The 15,119-nt window shown below is 55.2% G+C and carries 11 protein-coding genes; 1 reads left to right on the plus strand and 10 read right to left on the minus strand.

The genetic code is table 11. From position 1 onward, the window contains the following. Positions 1-248: 248 nt before the first annotated feature. The 8 genes from G3N59_RS07925 to G3N59_RS07960 form a co-directional block, all read right to left on the minus strand. Positions 249-1,025, minus strand: coding sequence for a hypothetical protein (locus G3N59_RS07925; RefSeq protein WP_205982011.1), 777 nt, complete (start codon positions 1,023-1,025; stop codon positions 249-251). Positions 1,026-1,360: 335 nt separating this feature from the next. Then, on the minus strand, positions 1,361-2,479 hold the full coding sequence (locus tag G3N59_RS07930) for a hypothetical protein (RefSeq protein WP_205982012.1): 1,119 nt from the start codon (positions 2,477-2,479) through the stop codon (positions 1,361-1,363). Between the two features lie 125 nt (positions 2,480-2,604). Next, positions 2,605-3,261 (minus strand): hypothetical protein, encoded by a 657-nt coding sequence (locus G3N59_RS07935; protein WP_205982013.1) that lies wholly within the window; start codon positions 3,259-3,261, stop codon positions 2,605-2,607. 1 nt (position 3,262) lies between these two features. After that, a complete protein-coding gene (locus G3N59_RS07940) occupies positions 3,263-3,694 on the minus strand; it encodes a hypothetical protein (protein WP_205982014.1) in 432 nt (143 codons plus the stop codon). Next, entirely contained in the window at positions 3,691-4,377 is a 687-nt protein-coding gene (locus G3N59_RS07945; protein ID WP_205982015.1) for a hypothetical protein, read from the minus strand. The genes G3N59_RS07940 and G3N59_RS07945 overlap by 4 nt, the downstream gene beginning before the upstream one ends. Further along, entirely contained in the window at positions 4,334-8,161 is a 3,828-nt protein-coding gene (tssI, locus tag G3N59_RS07950; protein WP_205982016.1) for a type VI secretion system tip protein TssI/VgrG, read from the minus strand. Before tssI ends, G3N59_RS07945 begins: the two co-directional genes overlap by 44 nt. After that, a complete protein-coding gene (locus G3N59_RS07955; protein ID WP_205982017.1) occupies positions 8,158-8,415 on the minus strand; it encodes a PAAR domain-containing protein in 258 nt (85 codons plus the stop codon). The genes tssI and G3N59_RS07955 overlap by 4 nt, the downstream gene beginning before the upstream one ends. Positions 8,416-8,867: 452 nt before the next feature. Continuing rightward, on the minus strand, positions 8,868-11,099 hold the full coding sequence (locus G3N59_RS07960; RefSeq protein ID WP_205982018.1) for a TonB-dependent siderophore receptor: 2,232 nt from the start codon (positions 11,097-11,099) through the stop codon (positions 8,868-8,870). 706 nt (positions 11,100-11,805) lie between these two features. Here G3N59_RS07960 and G3N59_RS07965 point away from each other — a divergent pair. Then, on the plus strand, positions 11,806-12,564 hold the full coding sequence (locus tag G3N59_RS07965; protein WP_241023262.1) for a hypothetical protein: 759 nt from the start codon (positions 11,806-11,808) through the stop codon (positions 12,562-12,564). Here the strand turns inward: G3N59_RS07965 and G3N59_RS37265 are convergent. Next, the gene (locus G3N59_RS37265; protein WP_277397899.1) at positions 12,561-12,689 is read right to left on the minus strand and encodes a hypothetical protein; all 129 of its coding nucleotides are present in this window, start codon (positions 12,687-12,689) and stop codon (positions 12,561-12,563) included. The two genes, G3N59_RS07965 and G3N59_RS37265, sit on opposite strands and share 4 nt — an antisense overlap. A 16-nt stretch (positions 12,690-12,705) precedes the next feature. Beyond that, positions 12,706-15,108 carry a TonB-dependent siderophore receptor gene (locus tag G3N59_RS07970; RefSeq protein ID WP_205982020.1) on the minus strand — a complete coding sequence of 801 codons (2,403 nt, stop codon included), beginning with the start codon at positions 15,106-15,108 and terminating at the stop codon, positions 12,706-12,708. Positions 15,109-15,119 lie beyond the last annotated feature (11 nt).

Raw genomic sequence — 15,119 nt, forward strand, 5'->3', positions numbered from 1 at the left:
ACTGTGCTTCTCTCGCTCCGAAACGATGAACCACCAATATTCAAAAATTAGCATATGGTGGACCCCAATTCTCACAAGACTGTCGTTAGGAAATGGCGTTGTCCTTGCCACCTCCCTTATATCTGGACGGACAGCGGCATCGAACATAATCGACATTCCTGGAAACTTCGTCCTCTTTGCCGCCTCGTATGCGGGGTTAGCGCACTGGTGGCTTAACAAACGTATTGCGTGCGGCGTGCGAAGCTGTCTCATTGCTCGCCCCCCCTGCTTTTCCCATATGCCGCGTTCGCGCGCGCCGCTGCCTCATCGCGTTTCTGTTTGCGCATTGCGGGTGTGAGGAAAGGATATGCACGGTAAATCAGCACTTCATCTAATCTCGAATCTTGATTCGAATCACCATTTAAGGGATCGATGAAATACAGTTCCACATCCACGGGGAACCGACTTTCTAATATTTCCCGTGCGCGGTAACGATAGGTATGCAATTGAGGAGTGGGAGGAAAGCTCGGAAGACTATTGCCATGATGTCTTATGTCATCGGAATCAACCCAATAAGATTCTAGAGCAAGACGTTGCATCAAAATATTTCTGTCAATCCCATATATCGACGCTTTAAACCGTAAGCGAAATGACAAAGGCACTACCGCTACAGAACTCCGATCATCGGAATAGTCAAGTGGGTCAGCGCCTGTATACAACTCGATGTCTGCTTGAGGCAAAGCTAAGGATTTGTATAAATATCGGTATCCGGGGGCCCCGGCTTCCCCCTCAGATGCATATCGCGCACCAAACGCAGCGTTAGCTTCATCGGCGTTGTCATCGCGAAGTAATTTCATCGCGGCCTCTACGATATCGAAGAATGCGTTCGCCTCGCTCACCGAAAGATGTCTATTCACTTCAGGCTCCCCCAATGCTTTTGATGGTTTTGATATATTCATCTGTGCAAACACCGGGGTTAGGTAGAAATGAGTAATCAAGCCAGTAATTAACAACAAGATCCTCACATCGATACGCATCTTCTTCATGCAGATGGCTCCTGTAGCCGGCTTTATACAATGCTCGCGCCTTGGCGACATCTGCGAACATCGCGCCTTGCCCCGCATCAGATCATCGAGGCTTTCCGCGCTCGATGCTGCAGGCGTAACCGTTAGAGTAGGAAAATCAATTTCAAAAGACGGCATAAACCAGTCCGCTATTAGCAATGGGATTGGGAGCATTGCGCGTGGCTAGCGTCGTCTGCGTTGAGCGCGACAAAGTAGTGAACGCGACGATAAAAAGTGCAATGCAGGAGAGCATGGGCAATTGCTAGTCCTCGAAAAAAGCCCCGTCGAAGCGGGGCTGTAGTCTTCCAGGTTGTCATTTAACGTTGACGCTTTACGTTTCCAAAAGACGGAATCCCACGTTCACGCCTGACAGTGCCGATGGTCCTTATAGAGAGCCCTGTGCGTTTGGCTAACTGTTCGTCGGCTACAGTGCCCAAAAGCGCTAGCTCCTCATCTGTCCATTGATAAACGTATTTCGGAATTCCCAGTTTCATGCGCATTCGAAACACAGTAGAGTTTCCACACCCCATGCGTTCGGCGACCTTCTGGTCGGGCATGGTCCCAAGCAATGCAACCTCTTCGGGCTTCCATTGCTGTGAGCGGAAAGGCGGAATACCGCGCCGGATTCTTTCGTCGCGAACTTCGTTATAAGTCGCGCCGAACATCAAAGCAATCGCAGCGTCAGGAACCGCGCCGAATAGATCGCTTGCCGCCTCTCTCCAGTTGCGGCCATCCGTTGCAGATCGAAATGGCCGGCTTTCAAACACCCGTTCGGCTCGCTGCGCGAAATAGCGCGTCGATCGCTTCGCCTCGATCCCGTGCGCCCGCCTCTCCCTCCTTACGAGAACAAGCGAAATAGCCAGGCGTCGCGCGACTTCGCGATCTGAGAATTTTCCAAGCATTTCTATTTCGCTTTCCGTCCATACACGCGCGAATCGCTTGATGCCTAGTTGATTGCGTTTTTTATGGATGAGACCGTGCGGTAACTCCAGGCGCGCCGCAACCGCTGCGTCCGGCATCGTGCCCAACAAGGCTATCTCTTCTTCTGTCCACTTTCGAGCGCGTGGACATCGATCGATGCCTAATTCGTGCCTCCGCCGCCGTACAAGCTCTATGGAGACGTTAAAGCACTTGGCAATTTCTCCGTCTGGTAAGGTTCCCAGAAGCGAACACGCGTCATCTGGTAACGCTGGTATGCGTGAACGTGCAGGCACACCGATACTGTGGCGCTTCTGCGCGACGGTTGAAATTGATACACCCATACGCGCGGCAATAGCGGCATCCGAAAACCGGCCCAGCAAGGCTAAATTTGATTGCGTCCAGTGAATACGCGTTTTGCCGTGTTCGCGTGCGGATTCAATCCCAAGTTGACGCCGCTTCGCGTTCACGGTCGCAACCGACGCGCCGATAATTTTTGCTGCCTGCGCGTCGGTCATCGTGCCCAGGAGAGCGATCGTTGCGGGCGTCCACTCATAGAGTGGTGGACGGCCTCGCCGCTCTACCATGGGTAAGCGCACTGGAGACGTGTCAAACGGATTGCGTGCGACGTGCGAAAGCTGTCTCATTGCTCGGCCCCCCTACTTTTCCCATATGCCGCGTTCGCGCGCGCCGCTGCCTCTTCGCGTTTCTGTTTGCGCATTGCGGGTGTCAGATAGGAATAAGCACGTTCGAGCGTTATCGCGATGAGCGATTGACCGCTAGATGAGTCATCCGGCGGCGGGTCTCCATAAAAGAGTTCAACATCAACAGGAAAGTGGCTATTCACATGCGGATTTGCCCGATACCGGTATCGGTGCAAAAGTGGCGATGGGGGCGCACCAGCACCCATGTCATTGCCATCGTGCTTTATCCCATCGGTATCGATCCAATATTTTGCCAGATCAAGTTTTCGTTCAATTTCAAGTCGACTAACACCAAATGCAGAATCAAGCATCTGAATCCTCAGCGTCACCGGAACAATGGGAACATCACTTCTATTTTCCGCGTAATTCAGAGGATCGGGTCCGGCAAGCAGAGTGATGCTTACGTTCCGCAAAGAACCGTTCTTGAATTTATATAGAATTTGATCAGAACTTTTATCGACATCTACAGTTAAAACCTTTCCAATACGCAGATCGTCACCATTCAACGGTGCGTCGTCTCGCAGCACATGCATTGCGTCGTCTAGAACCGAAATTAGCGCATTTGTTTGCTCTCTAGTCATTTTTTCATCCACCATGCTATGCGCCAATTGCCTTGATTGTTGTGACGTAATTGTCTGTGCAAGCGCCGGGTTTAAAGCCAGTGAGACTGTCAGGATTGCTCCAATACGAGTAAACAACATCGGCTGTCGCATAAGCATCTTCTTCATGTAGATGACTGTAGTAACCCGGTTTGTGAGGCGCCATTTTCTTGGCTACTTCAGGTGTTACATTTCGAACCTTGCAAACTGCGTCCTCGACTGCCTGAAAATCCTCTTTCAGATATTCGTATCCGACTTTATCCATCATTGCCGTCATTTGCCAGTAATAGTGAAACAACAACATCGCGTGAATACCGACACGGATACGATCGTCCTCTGGAAATTTCGTCCTCTTTGCAGCCTCGTATGCAGGGTTAGCACAATGGTGGCTTAACAAACGTATTGCGTGCAGCGTGCGAAGCTGTCTCATTGTTCCCCCCCCCTGCTTTTCCCATATGCCGCGTTCGCGCGCGCCGCTGCCTCATCGCGCTTCTGTTTGCGCATTGCGGGCGTCAGATAGGGATACGCACGCCTAAATTCGATCGAATTCAACACTGGCGCTGTGTGCTCGTCCCCTTCCTTCGCATCGAAAAAACTTAACTCGACATCAACAGGGACTGGACTCGATCGCTCGCTCTTTACTCGATATCTATACACGCGTAGTTGAATCGATGGCGGGGACGGTTGCAAACTGTTTCCGTCATGCCTGTTACCGTCGATGTCTATCCAAAAATTTCCCAAGGAAAGACGCCTCTCTAACTCTTCTCGATCTACGCCGGAGACAGAATCGCGAAAGTAAATAGAAAACGCCTTTGGCACGATTGGAACTAAATTGCGATCATCGGAGTAATTTGACGGATCTGACATAGTAGAAAATTCGATCGCCGCCGACGGTATCGAATTCGAACGATAAACATACGTCTTCCCGGGGTCACTAGGCCATGATTTCACGTTATGAATAGCCCCCAAAGCCACGTCATCCTGGGAATATTTTTTGTCACCCTCCATGATGTTCATCGCCTCATCAATCATTGAGAAAAGCGCTGTCTTCTGTGCATTCGAAATGGTTTCAGGCACCACCGATACCCCCGATTGCTCTGATTGTGTCGACATACTCGGATCTGCAAGCGCCTGGATTGGGCAAATAAGCCTCATGATTCCAATAGCGATCAACAATGTCCCCACATGTATATGCGTCTTCCTCATGTAAATGGCTCTTGTATCCTATGGTTTGATCTACTCTCTTCCTGGCAACGTCCGCAGAAATTCCCAACAATTCGCAAACTTGTCGTTCTGCGATCGGCAAATCCTTCCTAAAATCGACTGCCGATTCTGGCACGCTCATCATCGACCAGTAATAATCGAATACCAACATTCTATGAACACCGATCTTCGCCACGTCGTCATTTGGAAACTCTGTCTTTCTGGCGATTGCGAACGCTTCCTGAGCGACCGTTGAGCGGTAATGCGTTTCGAGATTCGGGAACATCGCATAATCATCTGAGTTCGTTGCCCACAGAGATATCATCCAGAATTTTTGTTGGCAGTGGCGTGCCTCATGATAGATCGTGTTAGCAACATTACTCATCGGTCCATTTTTTGATGCAGGCGCATCTGATTTTGCAATTCGCAAAACTTCGAATTTATTAATTATCATCATCCATAAATTCGAATTAAAGCATGCCGAATAATTCGCCTTCATGCCATATCTATCAAAATTCTCCGGCCCGACAAAAACAATTTTCGGTAGCGGAAAAATGTCATTTCCAACTACCGGGAAACCGAATGCTCCAGCTTTTAACGCTGTGTATATAGAGGATTCAACGACTGGCACAATCACATCCGCCATTTCGTCAGTTGACTTTTCTATCATCCCCTTCCAATCGATTTCACCTAACCTTACCCGCATATCCTCCGTGTATTTTTTTGCGACAGGATATTCGATATCCATTCGACGATCTCGAGCCGTCGATACATCACCTTGCTTTGCCCCATTTACAAATCTGCTGGCACGCAAACCAAAATTTAAAGGGTCACAAGTGATATAGGTTGGTGGTTTCCCTTGCGACGTAGAAAGGGGATTCGGTGTCGTGATTGATTCACCTCCAACTTTCGCCTGGCGCTTTGGCATAGCCGGTTCACGAATCGGAGAAAGTACCTTGTTGGCGTTTTCATAAACGATCGTTTGAACGAAGCCAATCACCGTATCTGGGTCGCTCTGTGAAAGCAGTTCCACGCTTCCGAACGATATTGCGTTGCTAGTGACTGGCTGAAATTCTCCGAGAGAATTGGTGACGCCAGTAATGATCTGGCCATCATCCATAGTGACGCGGTAGGGCTGATTCTGTAGAGCAAAACCCCCACCATCTTCGACCAACACATGATGCGCAGCGAGCTTGCCGGGGTTCTCCGCCGTAACCGGATAATCGACCGGCTTCGGCTCTGGTTTGGCGGTTGCATGGTCCGCTGCATGCATCATGAAATTGCCGCCTGTATAACCCGTTATACCTTCCGGGCGTATGCGTAGCAGCGTGCCGCCGCACATGATATCGACGCCTTGTTTCCCCGCGATCTGCACTATTCCGTTCGTGCTCGTAATGCTGAATGCGTCCTGCGCGGATTGCATCATCGATCCATTGCGCGACTGGATATGCACCGGGCCCGGCGTAATGATCGTTATGGCCTTCTGCGCATAGAACGCAATCTTTTCGAGCGCCGACGCCAGCAACGATTTGCCCGAGACGATTGATGTATGCCCGATCGACGTCAAGGCGGTATTACGCTCACTCGCGATGTACGTGCTCCCCGCCGCCGACGTGTGCAGATCGTCAGCGCTCGATATCGCAATCGATGGACTTTCAAATTCGGGGAATGCGTCACGTTCGTTCGTGGTTTTGCCGCGCAGACGTGCATTGGCATCTTTCATCGCCGCGACGATTTCTACCTGCCCTTCTTGCGCATCCTGTGCGCCGTGGCGCTGCGCGAGTTGCGCCGCGTTTTCGTGGACATCGCGCGCGGCCGTCAATTTGCCAATCGTCTCCCCCATATCCGCCGCTTTGCCCGCAGCGCCGACGCGTCCCCACGTCGAAAACAACAGACCCTTAGCCGCGCGTATGACCGCCACCAGATCAGTACGCAATTCGACGCCCTGCCCTCTGGCGTCCTGCCGTCCTTTATTGCCGTCAATGCGCGTGTTGTAGCCCAGGCTAAGACTCGATTTACCGTAATCGCTGGCTAGTTGCGCCTGCATCCGGTCTTGCGTGTCATCTAGCGCAAGATGATTCGTTGATGTACCACGGCCCAGACTCTTGCTCACAATCCCGGTTAGCGCGTGATTCTCCGGCAGTTTCCACGGCGGTTGATTATTCTCATCGACAACGAATGTAGATACGACGGGCCGATCTGGATCGCCATGCACGTAACTGATTAACACCTGTTGCCCGCACCGCGCATGCGCGACAGTGCCCATACCGTTTCCTTGCCATGACGTGGCTAGACGCACCCATATGCACGATTTGCCATCGTATTTCCCCTCGCGATCCCAATCGAACTGAACCAGCACGCGGTTAAATTCGTCAACATAGATTTCCGCATTTTCGGGGCCGACGATCACCGCGTATTCATCGCCCAGATGCGGGCGCGGCGTGGTTTGGGGCATACGGTACGGCTCGCGCATCGGCTGCAAGACGAACGACGATTCAATTGCGTATTCGCGTTGTGAAGCAGATGTTGTACCGGTCGCGCTTATGTCGATATCGGTTTCTGTGACCAGATAGGCGCAATTGCCTGGCTGATAAGGGTAGTGAGTGATCGCAAGCCTTTTGCCAGTTTCAACGCCGCGCAATGGCCCGCACGCTTTTGCGCGAAGACCCGCAGCGCGCAACGCTTCGAGCTTTACGCGGGCAAGATATTGCGCACTTTCCCGCCAGTTGGTTTCGTCATAGTACAAACCCCGGCGCGTTTTGGGCTGCGCGAAATCCGCGCGCGCAAATACCTCCTGACGTGCGCGTGCCGTATCGCGTGGCTGGCTATATGTCTCGCGAAACGGCATGGCCGACGGCCCTAGACGCGGCGTTTTATAACTATGGTCCTGCACCGTAACGCTACCCGCCGTGACCGTGCTGGATAGCGTAAGCGCGTTGATGTGCTCTTCATTGATGTGGCCGCCGCGCGCGTGATAGCGCAGTGTTTCATACGCCCGCTCGTGCTTGCGGTAAGCACTCGCGTTATCTGCAATAACAAGCGTGTGGGCTTTATCGTGATGTTCGATCCAGACAACGAAGCCCCATTCCTCACAAAGCCGGATGAAGAAATCCCAGTCGCTTTCCCACGCCTGCCGAACGTAGTCGCGTTGTGGATTGGTGAGCGAATCAATGCGCCATTCGATCGCGCCATAAGGACTTATGACGTCATTCAGAATATCGATGATCGGCCCACTATAGGCCCGTGAATTGACCTTTATCGTTGCGAGCCAGAACGATGGCCGCACAACAAACTCGTAAACGTTGTCGTTACCCTCTTCGCCCAGAACACACGCCGATGCGATAACACCATTGATGTGACGCAGGCCCGCGCCGCTGCTTGACGTCGTAATACGCCCAAAACCGTCTGACGTGTCCACGCGTTCGAGATCGATCGTTAGCCATACGTCGGTGCCCGCAATCCTGTCCAGATCAATCTTCGTGCGCGCGTCTTCGTCAAAGATGGCAGGCAACAGACTGGCGCGTACGGTAGCCTCGACGCGATATTCGAATAGCTGCCCAATGCCGTCATGCCCTGCCAGGCGACGGGGACATAGCACAGGTTCGTCCAGTTGCCGCCCGCGCGAACCTAGAATTTTTCGCTCTGGCAACGCGGGGCCGCGCATGCCTAACATCTGCCATTGCTCACCCGTCATGCGGCCTCCATCAACTTCGCACCGCACTCCGTTTCATCGCCGATGTACGCGATTGCTATGCCCTGATGTGTGCGCCTGCCGCTGGCCTTGATGCGGAAATCTCCGTCGCACTTCGGGCATCGGACTAGGTGCCGATCCAGTGCAACGCGTCGCCTCAAGTGGGAAAGATCCGGCGCGGCCTCGATCACCTCGCCGCCGTGGTCCGTGGTGTCGCCCAGACAGGCAACGTTTCGCCCCGCGTCTGCGTCTCGCATTGTTCACCTCTGGAGTATGGGCGACAGGAGGTGCCGCCCGCACTCGTTAAACTGATCGCAAACAAGCGGGCGACATATCCGAAAATTCCGAATTACGGGTGCAGCCTCTTTACCTTTGCGCTAACAATCTCGACAGATCGCGTTGAATTTGACTTTCCACAAATTTCTTTAAATATCGCCATTTATTCGGGCGATTTAATATTTTTCGAATTTGCGAAGCCCACCCCGTGCCGGTAATGCCGTTCAGTTAAGGTCTTTTTTAAGGTAGGCCGGCCGAGGTCGGCTGGCTGTTGCACTTCGAGCAGAACGCTCAGGTGACTGGAAAGCATCGCACTGAAAAATCAACTACTCAGCGCGTTGTTTACATCAACTTCTCGCTATCAAAACAACAATGCCGTTCAGTGCTTAACTGAACGGCATTGCCTATATTCGCAGGGCTTTTTTGCTCTGACTTAGAAGTCCGTCGTCACCGAGAACCATGCCGTGCGCGGTTCCGCCTGCGTCAGATAACCGCCGAGCGCCGACGACCAGTACGAGCGATTCGCCACGTTCGTCACCATCACGTTGAAGCTGGTGTCGTGCCGCAGAATCTGCGTCTTGTAACGCGCACCCACGTCAAAGCGCGTCCACGAAGGCACTTTCTGCGTGTTCGCCGTATCCAGATACTGCGAGCTGGTCCAGATCGCGCGGCCCATCAGCGTGAGACCGTTCACCTGCGGGACGTCGTATTCGAGGTTCGCGTTGACCGTCCAGGTCGGCACGCCAATCGGACGATTGCCGTCTTCCGTGCCACCGCTCGTATCGAGCAATTGCGCGTTGATATACGACGCGCCGCCAATCAGGCGCAAGCCCTTGACCGGCTCGCCGTACATCGAGAACTCCACGCCACGGTGACGTTGAATGCCGTCCGCGCCATAGATATTCGTCACGCTGTTGGTGTAGGCCACCTGCTGCTTGATCTGATAGACCGCGAGCGCTGCGCCATAGTGATTCGCGTCGTACTTGATACCCGCTTCGTACTGCTTCGCCTTGAACGGTGCGATCGCCTGACCGACGTTCGCCGAGCCGCTCGGCGCGGTGCCGCCTTCCACGAGGCTTTCCGCGCGGTTCGCGTAGATCGACAGATTCGGCTGCAGTTTGTAGACGATGCCGAGAATCGGCGTGGTCGCCGACTGGTTATACGCCGCGCTGTTGTCTTCGACTTCCGTGCCGTAAGCGTAGGAGTTCTCGACGATATTCTGATGGCGCGCGCCCAGCGTGAACAACAGGCGATCGTGGAAGAAGCCGAGCGTGTCCGACACCACGAAGCTGCGCATCAGGATCGAGGTCGTCAGGCCAGGATCGGCGAAGTTGCCGCCGCTGTAGTTGGCCGAAGGGAACGCCACCGCCGACGTGTTGTACAGGCTCGTCGCGAAGTAGCCGCTCATGTCATACGCGGCGTATTCGGCGATGCGATTGATCTGCCAGCCCGCATTGACCTGGTTCGAGACCGGGCCGAGATCGAACTTGCCGCGCACGCCCACCTGCGCCGAAACCGCATTTTCCTTGAGCGCGTCGCCCATGCGATAGGCCTGCGCCGAACCCGCGTCATAGGTGATGGTCGAGTATTCGCCGAGTTCGGTCGTATGGCGCGAGCCAACGCCTGCATACGCGGTCCAGTTCGGCGCGATATCGTATTCGCCGCGCAGCATGCCCACCGTGTCTTCCTGCTTGGAATAGGTCCACGGCTGCGCGTAGTTATAGCTCGCCGAAGGCGTCGCGGGCATCTCGTCGCCCGTCACGAATACGCCCGCACGGCCGCCCGTAATGTTGTTCTTCTGATAAAGAAAATCGGCGTACAGACGCAGTTTGTCGCCGCGATAGTCGAGCGAAATCGCCGTCTGCTGCGAGTGACTGTCCTGATTCTGCACCGCCGTGCTGCCGCCCACCACGGTCTGGTTCACGCGAATACCGAACTGGTCGTTCGCGCCAAAACGGCGGCCCACGTCGACATGGGTGCCGAGTTCGCCCGAGGCGCTGCCTTCCACCGTCACGCGCGTGAGCGGCTTGTCGTCGGCGACCTTGGTCTGCACGTTGATCGTGCCGCCCACGCCCGAACCGCCCGGCGACGCGCCGTTCACGAACGCGCTGGCGCCCTTGAAGATATCGACGCGTTCGATCGCGCCGGTATCGACCATCTGGCGCGGCGTCAGCCCGTAGAAGCCATCGAGGCCGATGTCGTCCGAATAGACCTGGAAGCCGCGAATGATGAAGGTCTGCGAGAAGTTGCCGTAGCCCAGCGCGGTACGCACGGCCGGATCGTTGGCCACGACATCGGCAATGGTCTGCGCCTGCTGGTCCTGAATCAGCTTCGACGTGTAGCTCGTGACCGAGAACGGCACGTCGAGCATCTTCTGCTTGCCGAGCACGCCGATCGACGCACCGCTCGCCACCTGCCCGCCTGCGTATGCCGGCGCGAGATCGCCGGGCGTCGTTTCACGGGCCGCCTTCACGCTCACGGTGGGCAGCACCGACGACTGCGCGCCGGATGCGGTGCTGGCGTCGCTCGCGGCACTTGCGGCACTTGCGGCACTTGCCGCATCGGCGGCAAAGGCCTGCACGGACAGGCTCGCGAGCGCAAACGCCGCAGCGGCAAGCGGTGCCAGGCGAAACGCCTGTGCGGGTGAGTGTGTGGTTCGGTTCATCTGTTGGTATCCGCAGCGTGGTGGCGGGTCTTGTGACCCAATGTGCATCAAAGGCCGCGATGATATCCGTAAATGCGAATGATTCCCTTTACCATTCAATATATTTTCAGAGGAAACCGTAACGTGCAGTAAGGATTGGGGCGGGCTGCGATGGCGACGCAAAGATGAAGCGTGGCTCGGCGCCTTGCGTAGCAGGATGTCAAGCTATTCGTTAGCTACCGATTTTTGTAAACAGCCGTAAAAATCGATGTAAGACGTGCATGTGAGTGTTGTGGAATGGTCACAACAAAGCCTCTAGCGGCGACTCGTTGCTTTCATTTTCATTTCTTGTTTCCCACCAGATCGTTGGATCGATTTTTCGCCTTTACCCTCGTTCTGGTATCGCCATTTTTACGATTCATTTCCATTCATTTATAAACAATTCGTAATGAAAACAGCGATGTATTGAATAGCGGTACCCCATCTAGCGCGTGCCACAATGGCCCAAACTCATTCGATGCAAGTTTCAGGAAAAGGAATGCAGGAAGAAAGTGGCATTGATGGATATTCCGTTGTTCTTATCCCTTCGAGCGCGAAATCCATCATTGGCAGACGCGCGCGCGAGAAGCGCCTGGCGTTGAATCAAACGCCCACCGAAACGGCGCGTTTGCTGGGCGTCACGCCTCAAACACTCAGACGTTGGGAGAATGGCGGCATATCGGACAGAATGTGGCAATACAAACTCAATGCCTGGGCCGACGTTTTAAAATCCTCGTGCGGATATCTTCTGGAAAACGTCGAAACGGTAATCGAAAAGGAAACGCGTAAAAGCCCGCGTTACGCCGCCGAGCGCGCGCCCGATAGTTTCGCGCTCACACCTTTACAGCGTATCCAGATTGGCGAGCATGCCGCCGCGCGCCGGCGTTGCCTTGGCTTGTCTTTCGCGCAGATTGCCGCTTCGCTCGGGACGCCGTGGCAAACCGTACAGAACTGGGAAGCGGGCAAGATGCCGCGCTTCGCGAACGCGTCGTCTTTTTCTGCGTGGGAAAAGGCGCTTGCCGTACCCGATGGCTGGTTATTGCATTGCCTGCAATCGCCTAATGCACAGTCTCAAAACACCACGACCGAAGTTCAGCTTTGCGCGGACGATTTCAGCGACGCTGTGCGCAAAATGGGCATCGTTCTCGCGAAGCCGGCCTTCGACCCGTTCTGGCAATCCACGCCACTCGACACGAAGCAAAGCCGGAGCGCTTCGCTATTCGCCAGCCGCTTTGGTCACGCGCCAGATACGCTCGCTGACCTGAGCGTAGCCGCCGCCAGTTTCCAGATTTCGCCGCGCCGCGCAGTGCAACTGGTCGACGTGATGTGTGTGCGGGCCCGGCGTTATGTCTTCCTTATGTCGCCGAGCGCCGATCACGATCCAGTTGAAACGCGTTTCACGGTTTATGCCGAAGGCGGTATCTCGGCCACTGCTGCGCGCAGCTAACGCGGTCCGAGCGCAGCGTTGACGGCTTGCAGGGCGTCGCCGCCGCGCGCCGTCGTCACGCCTGCGAGCCAGTGCGCGAGCAGGTCGTTGTTTGCCGAAAGCGGCACCGCCGCGACACTGCCCATCGAAAGCGCCGGCACATCAATAACGCCAGGTCAGATTCACGCTGCCATTGAGCGGCGCCGCGTAAATGCCGGTGTCGTATTCCATCGTCGCCCAGTGTTTCTTGTTGAGCGCATTGTTCAACGTGCCGGTAATGGTGAAGTGTTTATTCACGTCGAAGCGCGCCATGAAATCGACATCCGCATACGCGCCCTGGGTGGCCGTGCCCACGCCCTCTTCCACATAGCTCGTCGCGCTTTGCCAGCGAATGCTGCTGCCGACCGTCAGCTTGTGATCGAAATAGGGAACGCGATACGTCGTGGTCAAATGCACCGATTTGCGCGGCACGAATAATTGCGCCGATTGCCCGTTGTCGCCGGTCACGCGCAGAATCGTCGCGCCTGCGCTAACGTTCCAATCGTGTGTGATCTGCCCGGCAATGTCGGCTTCGATGCCTTGCGAGGTGGCGCTTTCTGGGTTGTAGTAATACTGATCGGTAGAAAGATTCACGCCGCCATAAGTGGCGATATTGGTTTGGCGCACACGAAACACGCTGAGCGCCACATTCAGGCGATTGTCGAGAAACGCGCCTTTGATCCCTGCTTCCAGGTTATTGCCGCGCGCCGGTCCCAGCAATTGATTGCCGAGATTCAACTCATATTGCGGATTGAAGATCTTCGTATAGCTCGCATAGGCCGTGATGTTGCGCGTCAGGTCATAGGTCAGACCGATATAAGGCGCGGTGCCGACCGATTGCTGGTTGTATCCCGTGCCGTTCGAATCGCCGCTACTCGAAGCCTGCGTGTAGTTGATACCCAGCAGCAGATGCGCGCGGTCCGTCAAGGTCCAGCGCGACGATGCGTAGAGCGAGCGCCGCACGTCCAGATAGTTAACATGCGAAGTCGCTTCGCCGAATGACGGCTTGGCGTAATTACCCGCAAGCAGATCGGCGTAGCTGACGGGCACGCCGTCGCCATCGCCTTCCGCCGATGGATTCGTGAATTCCGATCGCGAGAAGTTCGCACCGAAAACAATATCGTGCGTGCGCCCGAACAGATCGAGTTTCCCGGTCACGCTCGTATCCAGCACCAGTTGCCGATTCGACGATTGATACCAGGACGTATAGGAATTCACGCCGGAGCCATCCGGTTCGAGCGTCCCATACGGATAAAAAATATTCGCGTAACTATAGATATCGTTGTAATTGACCGTCGTTTTCCAGTTCCAGCGCTCGCCAAGCTGTTGCGAAACTTCCGCAAAAGCGCGCTGTTCTTCGGTATTGAAGAAGGCCCAACTGGGCGCCATGCTGGTGCCGACGTTGTAGCTCAACTGCTTGCCCGTCGAATCGAAAAATGGCAAACCGCCCCAGCCCGCGCCCTCCTGGCGATTGTGTTCGTAGCTGAAGCCCACCGTCGCCAGCGTGCTGGGTGTGAGATTGGCTTCGACGATGCCGTAGACGATATCCTTGCTCGGCTTGAGGCGGTCGGTATATGAATCGCCATCCTGATGCACGGCCACAAGCCGCCCCGCCACCGTTCCCGCTTTATTCAGCGGCCCCGAAATATCGACATCGACGCGTTTGGTGTTCCATGATCCAAACGATACGTTGCCCGAAGCCTGAAAATCATAGGTCGGACGCTTGCGAATAAAATTGACCGTCGCCGATGGATTGCCCGTTTCCGCGTTCAATCCGTCCGCCCCGCGCAACACTTCGACGTGGTCGTATAAGGCCATATCGATATCGCCGTATTGCGAGGTGTAGATCAGCGGCGTGCCCACACCGTCGAACTGGAAATTCGTGATATTGAAACCGCGCGATGTGTAGTCGGTCGCGAACGATTCGTACTGATCGACCGTCACGCCCGTGACGTGTTTCAACGCGTCGTTCACGCTATTGAGCTGGAAATCGTCCATTTCCTGACGCGTCAGCACAGAAACCGATTGCGGCGTTTCCTTCGGCGAAAGCGCAATCTTGCTGCCCGCCGTGGTCGACTGAATTGTGTAGGACTGCGTTTTTTCCGTGGGCGGCTGCACGTCGCCGCTATTGGCCGTCACGCTCACGGCCGGCAAGGTTGCATCGGCCTGCGTGGCGGGCGCGGCCGGTGCGGGCGCAATCGTCACCGTGCCGCCTGCGAAATCGGCGGCAAGACCGCTGCCTTGCAGCAGACGATCGAGCGCCTGTGCCGCTGTCATGCGCCCGGCCACAGCCGGAGCCGTTTTGGCCGCAACCAGCGAAGGCTTCACGAGCAATTGCAGATTGGCCTGGCGGGCAAATTCATTGAGCGCGCTACCCAGCGGTTGAGCCGCAATCGAATAACTTCTGGACGCGCCGGGCACGACAGCCGACGAAGTTTGTGCCAGCGCGCTGGGCGCTTCGAACGTCATGACGGCACAAATGACGGCGGCCGTCATGGTGGCCAGCGAAAGGCGAGGATGCAGCATTGACGACATCT

The sequence above is a fragment of the Paraburkholderia sp. Ac-20340 genome (assembly GCF_017104965.1).
Lineage (GTDB): Bacteria > Pseudomonadota > Gammaproteobacteria > Burkholderiales > Burkholderiaceae > Paraburkholderia.

What these genes read in the sequence shown, in the direction of transcription:
- G3N59_RS07940 (WP_205982014.1), bottom strand. Translation starts at nt 3,694, where the DNA reads ATGAGACAGCTTCGCACGCTGCACGCAATACGTTTGTTAAGCCACCAT.
- G3N59_RS07955 (WP_205982017.1), bottom strand. Translation starts at nt 8,415, where the DNA reads ATGCGAGACGCAGACGCGGGGCGAAACGTTGCCTGTCTGGGCGACACC.
- G3N59_RS07925 (WP_205982011.1), bottom strand. Translation starts at nt 1,025, where the DNA reads ATGAAGAAGATGCGTATCGATGTGAGGATCTTGTTGTTAATTACTGGC.
- G3N59_RS07930 (WP_205982012.1), bottom strand. Translation starts at nt 2,479, where the DNA reads ATGACCGACGCGCAGGCAGCAAAAATTATCGGCGCGTCGGTTGCGACC.
- G3N59_RS07965 (WP_241023262.1), top strand. Translation starts at nt 11,806, where the DNA reads ATGTGGCAATACAAACTCAATGCCTGGGCCGACGTTTTAAAATCCTCG.
- tssI (WP_205982016.1), bottom strand. Translation starts at nt 8,161, where the DNA reads ATGACGGGTGAGCAATGGCAGATGTTAGGCATGCGCGGCCCCGCGTTG.
- G3N59_RS07935 (WP_205982013.1), bottom strand. Translation starts at nt 3,261, where the DNA reads ATGGTGGATGAAAAAATGACTAGAGAGCAAACAAATGCGCTAATTTCG.
- G3N59_RS07970 (WP_205982020.1), bottom strand. Translation starts at nt 15,108, where the DNA reads ATGCTGCATCCTCGCCTTTCGCTGGCCACCATGACGGCCGCCGTCATT.
- G3N59_RS07945 (WP_205982015.1), bottom strand. Translation starts at nt 4,377, where the DNA reads ATGTCGACACAATCAGAGCAATCGGGGGTATCGGTGGTGCCTGAAACC.
- G3N59_RS07960 (WP_205982018.1), bottom strand. Translation starts at nt 11,099, where the DNA reads ATGAACCGAACCACACACTCACCCGCACAGGCGTTTCGCCTGGCACCG.
- G3N59_RS37265 (WP_277397899.1), bottom strand. Translation starts at nt 12,689, where the DNA reads ATGGGCAGTGTCGCGGCGGTGCCGCTTTCGGCAAACAACGACCTGCTC.